Origin of the sequence: Tardiphaga sp., assembly GCF_028290785.1 — a bacterium.
Classification (GTDB): Bacteria; Pseudomonadota; Alphaproteobacteria; order Rhizobiales; family Xanthobacteraceae; genus Tardiphaga.
On the sequence record NZ_JAQGJD010000306.1, the window covers coordinates 1 to 6,329 of the forward strand.

At 63.7% G+C, this 6,329-nt stretch carries 7 protein-coding genes; all 7 read right to left on the reverse strand.

Translation table 11 applies throughout. The annotated features are described in order from the left end of the window. Positions 1-716, reverse strand: a 716-nt coding sequence (gene trpA / locus JWR89_RS18730) for a tryptophan synthase subunit alpha (RefSeq protein ID WP_299718860.1), incomplete at its 3' end; no start/stop codon positions are given. Next, positions 713-1,930, reverse strand: a complete 1,218-nt coding sequence (gene trpB, locus JWR89_RS18735) for a tryptophan synthase subunit beta (RefSeq protein ID WP_299718862.1) — start codon at positions 1,928-1,930, stop codon at positions 713-715. The genes trpB and trpA, both read right to left, overlap by 4 nt. Then, positions 1,927-2,586 carry a phosphoribosylanthranilate isomerase gene (locus tag JWR89_RS18740; protein WP_299718872.1) on the reverse strand — a complete coding sequence of 220 codons (660 nt, stop codon included), beginning with the start codon at positions 2,584-2,586 and terminating at the stop codon, positions 1,927-1,929. Before JWR89_RS18740 ends, trpB begins: the two co-directional genes overlap by 4 nt. Before the next feature lie 66 nt (positions 2,587-2,652). Next, positions 2,653-3,051, reverse strand: coding sequence for a lipopolysaccharide assembly LapA domain-containing protein (locus JWR89_RS18745; RefSeq protein WP_299718864.1), 399 nt, complete (start codon positions 3,049-3,051; stop codon positions 2,653-2,655). Positions 3,052-3,086: 35 nt separating this feature from the next. Then, entirely contained in the window at positions 3,087-3,392 is a 306-nt protein-coding gene (locus JWR89_RS18750; RefSeq protein ID WP_299718866.1) for an integration host factor subunit beta, read from the reverse strand. A 169-nt stretch (positions 3,393-3,561) separates the two neighbouring features. Beyond that, complete coding sequence (gene sppA, locus JWR89_RS18755; protein ID WP_299718868.1) at positions 3,562-4,533, reverse strand: signal peptide peptidase SppA; 972 nt, start codon at positions 4,531-4,533, stop codon at positions 3,562-3,564. 327 nt (positions 4,534-4,860) lie between these two features. Further along, positions 4,861-6,329 (reverse strand): 30S ribosomal protein S1 (gene rpsA, locus JWR89_RS18760; RefSeq protein ID WP_299718870.1); only part of this gene is annotated, 1,469 nt, incomplete at its 5' end.

Consider the following 6,329-nt stretch of genomic DNA (forward strand, 5'->3'; position numbering starts at 1 on the left):
TCGACCAGCGCCGAACCCACCACCGCGCCGTTGGCGTGCTGCGCGATATCGTGCGCCGCTTCGGGCGTCCGGATGCCGAAGCCGACGCAGACCGGCAGGTCGGTGTGGCGCTTGATGCGGGCGACGGCGGCGCCGACCTGCGCCGAATCCGCGCTGCCGCTGCCAGTGATCCCGGTGATCGAGACGTAATAGACGAAGCCCGAGGTGTTCGCGAGCACCGCCGGCAGCCGCTTGTCGTCGGTGGTGGGCGTCGCCAGCCGGATGAAGTTCAGCCCTGCCTTCATCGCCGGCAGGCACAGCTCGGCGTCTTCCTCCGGCGGCAGGTCCACGATGATCAGGCCATCGACGCCGGCGGCCTTGGCATCGACCAGGAATTTATCGACGCCGTAGATGTAGATCGGATTGTAGTAACCCATCAGCACGATCGGCGTGACGTTGTCGGTTTCGCGAAACGTGGCCACCATCGCCAGCGTCTTGCGCAGCGTGGTGCCGGCTTTCAGCGCGCGCAGGCCGGCGGCCTGGATCGACGGGCCATCGGCCATCGGATCGGTGAACGGCATGCCGATCTCGATGATATCGGCGCCGGCCGTCGGCAACGCCTTGATCAGTTCCAGCGAGGTCGCAAGATCGGGATCGCCGGCCATCAAGAAGGTAACGAAAGCGGCGCGGCCTTCGGTCTTCAACTGGGCGAAACGGGTATCGATGCGGGTGGTCATAGTTTTACTCCCCGCAGGATATCCGCCACCTGCGGAATGTCCTTGTCGCCGCGGCCGGACAGGTTGACCACCATCAGGTGATCCTTCGGCAGTTTTGGCGCCAGCTCCATCACCTTGGCGATGGCATGCGCCGGCTCCAGCGCCGGGATGATGCCCTCAAGCTTCGACAGCAACTGGAACGCAGCGAGCGCTTCGTCATCCGTCGCGCTGAGGTAGGTGACGCGGCCGGTCTCGTGCAGCCAGGAATGCTCGGGCCCGATGCCGGGGTAATCGAGGCCGGCGGAAATCGAGTGACCTTCCTGGATCTGACCGTCCTCGTCCATCAGGAGATAGGTGCGGTTGCCGTGCAGCACGCCGGGGCGACCGCCGGCGATTGACGCGGCGTGGAGCTGCGTCAGGCCGTGGCCGGCCGCTTCGACGCCAAAGATCTGCACGGTGGGATCGTCCAGAAAAGGATGAAACAGCCCCATCGCGTTGGAGCCGCCGCCGATGCAGGCGATCAGCGAATCCGGCAAGCGGCCTTCGACTTCCTGCATCTGCGCCTTGGTCTCGGTGCCGATGATCGACTGGAAGTCGCGTACCATCATCGGATAGGGATGCGGCCCCGCGACCGTGCCGATGCAATAGAAGGTGTCGCTGACATTGGTAACCCAGTCGCGCATCGCCTCGTTCATAGCGTCCTTCAGCGTGCGCGCGCCGGCCTGCACCGGCACCACCTTGGCGCCGAGCATTTCCATCCGGATCACGTTGGGCTGCTGCCGTTCGACATCGACCGCGCCCATGAACACGATGCATTCGAGCCCGAACCGCGCGCACAACGTCGCCGTTGCCACGCCATGCTGGCCGGCGCCGGTCTCGGCGATGATGCGCTTCTTACCCATGCGGCGCGCGACCATGATCTGGCCGAGCACGTTGTTGACCTTGTGCGAGCCGGTGTGGTTGAGCTCTTCGCGCTTCAGATAGATTTTGGCGCCGCCGAGATGCGCCGTGAGGCGTTCGGCCAGATACAGCGGCGAGGGGCGGCCGACATAGTCCTTGAGGTAGCCGTTCATCTCGGTCTGGAACGCCGGATCGGCTTTGGCGTCCTCATAGGCCTTCTGCAGGTCGAGGATCAGCGGCATCAGGGTCTCGGCGACGAAGCGGCCTCCGAAAATGCCGAAGTGTCCGGAGTCATCCGGGCCGGTACGGTACGAATTGGGCAGCGCTGGACTCATCGGATCATCAACTCTTCGCTGGCGCGCGCGGCGCGGATAAAGGCGCGGATCATATCGGGATCCTTGACCCCGGGCGCGCTTTCCACGCCAGAGGAAATATCGACGCCGCCGGCGCGGGTGATGCGCAGCGCCTCGGCGACGTTGTCGGAATTCAGGCCCCCCGACACCATGAACGGCAGCGCGAGATCGAGACCTGCGAGCAGATGCCAGTCGAACGGCTCGCCGAGCCCGCCCGGCCGCGTGGCGTCCTTCGGCGGCTTGGCGTCGAACAGGATGCGATCGCACACCGCGGCATAGCCGGGCAGCGTCGCCAGATCGGTTTTGCTCTCCACCGCGATCGCCTTCATCACCGGCAGGCCGAACTTCTGCTTGATGTCGCGAATCCGCGCCACGCTCTCCTGGCCATGCAGCTGCAGGATCTGCGGCTGCAGCGCGTCGATGCTGTTGGCGAGCAGTGCGTCATCGGCGTCCACCGACAGCGCGACCTTGATGGCGCGGCCCTTGGCCTGCTTGCCTAACGCGCGCGCCATGTCGAGATCGACGTGCCGCGGCGAGGCTGGGAAGAACACGAAGCCGACCATGTCCGCGCCAGCCGTCAGCGCCGCGTCGAGGGTCTCGCGCGTCGACAGGCCGCAGATTTTGACGATCAGGGACATGCTCAAGGACTTGCTCAAAACGACCGCTGGCAACGGAAATGGCGGGGTAATGCGATAGGCCGGGTTCTACAACGTCGCGCCGGTCTTGTCTCGCTCCGAGGGCCCGTAGCCGAGCCCAGGCTGCATCGGGGCCGGGAGCCGCTGCGGCGCCTGGCGCGCGGCGGTGGCGGCCTGAACGCGGAGATCGGCCAGGTCGAGCCGGGCCTGCCGCGCATCGGTCTCATGCAGCCTGGCGGCGCGTCGCCAGCGGCCCTGGCGGAACCAGGTCGCCATGCCTCCGGCGACCACGCCGAGGATCGCCACCGCGATGATGACAACGAACAGCGGCAGGGTGAAGCCGACGGAAGGGTTGACGGTATTGAACGGGTCGAACGACACCGTCACCGAATGCCGGTTGGCCACCGCGAACACGATGAAGACAATCGCCAGCGGGATCAGCACCAGGCCTGAAAGAAATTTGCGCATTTAACGTGTCTCGCGTGAGGGCGATACGACTGGCGTTACGCGCTGGCTTCGGGAGCCCCGGCTTCACGGTTCAGCCGCTCGCGCATTTCCTTGCCGGTCTTGAAGAACGGCACGCTCTTCTGATCGACCGGCACATGGGCACCGGTGCGCGGGTTGCGACCGGCGCGCGCCGGGCGATGCTTCACCGAAAACGCGCCGAAGCCGCGCAACTCAACCCGGTCGCCGCGTGCCAGCGCCGCCACGATCTCATCGAGGATCGCATTGACGATGTTCTCGACATCCCGCTGGTAAAGGTGCGGGTTGTGCTCGGCAATGCGCTGGACGAGTTCGGATTTGATCATCGAGATACTGGACTCTGAACGGGAAGCTGCATTTCCGTGAAAAAGCCTTGAGCTGTCAAGCCGCTAAATGAATTCGAGCAGCCTCGAAAATGCGTGACAAACGCCCGGAAAACAGATTGCGCGATTCTCGCAGTGCGAAAACCGAGGTGTCCCATCCCGGTGTAGCAACTCAATTCGAGGCGGCCGGGCGCCACAGCGCCAGCATGCCGTCGAGGCTGAACTGTTCCAGCGCCTGCCCGATGCCAAGCTGCTGCGCGACGGCGTTCAGGCCAAGCGCATCAAGCGCGATCGAGGCCGTGGCGCGCAGAAAGGTGAGGTCGCCGAACTTCGGCGCCAGAGTGAAATCGCGCACCGGCAGGTTAGCCTTGACCTTCTTCTCGGCGACCAGCCACGCCACCGCGGTCTTCTCGTCGCCGAGCTGATCGATCAGCTTGAGATCGACCGCCTGGCGGCCGGTAAAGACGCGGCCGTCGGCGACCTTCTCCAGCAACGCGTCATCCATGCCGCGACGGGCCTGCACCATGCCGCGGAACCAGGCATAGGAATCCTTCACCAGCGAATCCAGCGCGGCGCGGGCTTCCGGGCTGGTCGGCTCGAAGCCATTTGGCGCAGCCTTGAGTGGCGACGACTTCACTTCTTCCATCTGCACGCCGACGGTCTTCATCAGGGTGCTGAAATTGGGAATCTGGAACAGCACGCCGATCGAACCGACCAGCGAGGTCTGCTGCGCGACGATATGATCCGACGCCAAGGCGGCGATGTAGCCGCCGGAGGCGGCAAGGCCTTCGACCACCACCACCATCGGCTTCTTGGCCTTCAGCCGCATCAGAGCGTCATAGAGCTGCTCGGAACCCGCCGTGGTGCCGCCCGGAGAATTGATGTGCACGATCACCGCGGCGGCTGAGGACTTCTCCAGCCGCTCCAGCGCCTCGATGCGGTCGTTGTCGCTACGGATCAGGCCTTCGATATGGATCCGCGCGATCGATCCGGCCGACGCCAGCGCGCTCGGGCCGGAGCGGTTCACCACCAGGCCTATAGCGACCACCGCGGCCATCGTGACCAGCACGGCAGCGACGCGCCAGAACGTCAGCTTGCGGCGAATCCTGCGGCGATCGACGATCACATCGGAATCAAGCGACATCGAAAATCTCCCGGACGGCTCTGGTCATGCGTGGCAGGTGGCAGCGCATGGTATTTGCTGGCGCAGCGTTGCCATCGCATCAATGAATTACATCAATTGCGGCGCAATATGAAGAAAACAAGGTGATGCGATCGAAAGTCGCGACCGCAGGGTGGGCAAAGCCGCCCTTGCGCCGTGCCCACCTTCCAGCGCCGATGATGGGCGGTGGGCACGCTGCGCTTTGCCCACCCTACGTTTCTGGAGTGCCGCGTCGCAATGACGAAGCCCAACAAAAAGGGCCCCGGTTTGCACCGGGGCCCTGATTTATTTGACGAGAGAAGCCTGAGCTTACTTGTCGGTGCGCTGCTTGAGCGCGGTGCCGAGAATGTCGCCCAGCGTCGCACCCGAGTTCGAAGACCCGTACTGCTCGATGGCTTCCTTCTCTTCCGCGACTTCCAGGGCCTTGATCGAGACCTGGACCTTGCGGGCCTTCTTGTCGAACTGGATGACGCGGGCATCGACCTTTTCGCCGACGGCGAAACGCTCGGCGCGCTGGTCGGTGCGCTCACGCGCCAGTTCCGAACGCTTGATGAAGGTCGAGAAGTCGGTATCGACGATCTGAACGTCGATGCCGGATTCCTTCACTTCGAGCACGACGCAGGTGACGACGGCGCCCTTCTTGACGTCGCCCGGCTCGGCGAAGGGGTCGCCTTCGAGCTGCTTGACGCCGAGCGAGATGCGTTCCTTCTCGACATCCACATCGAGGACGATGGCCTTGACCATGTCGCCCTTCTTGAAGTTGTCGATGACCTGCTCACCCGGCTGCTTCCAGTCGAGATCGGAGAGATGGACCATGCCGTCCACTTCGCCGTCGAGACCGAGAAACAGACCGAACTCGGTCTTGTTCTTGACTTCGCCTTCGACAGTGGCGCCGACCGGATACTTCTCGACGAACACTTCCCACGGATTGCGCATGGTCTGCTTGAGACCGAGCGAAATACGACGCTTGACGGAATCGACTTCGAGAACCTGCACTTCGACTTCCTGCGAGGTCGAAACGATCTTGCCGGGGTGCATGTTCTTCTTGGTCCAGGACATTTCCGAAACGTGGATCAGGCCTTCGATACCCGGCTCCAGTTCGACGAATGCGCCGTAGTCCGTGATGTTGGTGACGCGACCCGAGAAGCGCGCGTTCAGCGGGTACTTCGCCTCGATGCCCTGCCACGGATCGTCCAGCAACTGCTTCATGCCGAGCGAGATACGGTGGGTCTCGTGGTTGATCTTGATGATCTTGACCTTGACGGTCTGGCCGATGGTCAGCACTTCGGTCGGGTGGTTCACGCGACGCCATGCGATGTCGGTGACGTGCAGCAGGCCGTCGATGCCGCCGAGATCCACGAACGCACCGTAATCGGTGATGTTCTTGACGACGCCGTCGATGACCTGCCCCTCTTCGAGGTTCTGCACCAGCTCCTGACGCTGCTCGGCGCGGGTCTCTTCGAGCACGGTGCGGCGCGACACCACGATGTTGCCGCGGCGGCGATCCATCTTGAGGATCTGGAACGGCTGCGAGTTGTTCATCAGCGGGGCGACGTCGCGGATCGGACGAATGTCCACCTGCGAGCGCGGCAGGAAGGCCACTGCGCCGTCGAGATCGACGGTGAAGCCACCCTTGACCTGATTGAAGATAACGCCGTGAACCTTCTCGTTGTTGTTGAAGGCCTTCTCGAGCTTGCCCCAGCTCTCTTCGCGACGTGCCTTGTCGCGGGACAGCACGGCTTCGCCGAGCGCATTTTCGATCCGGTCGAGAAACACTT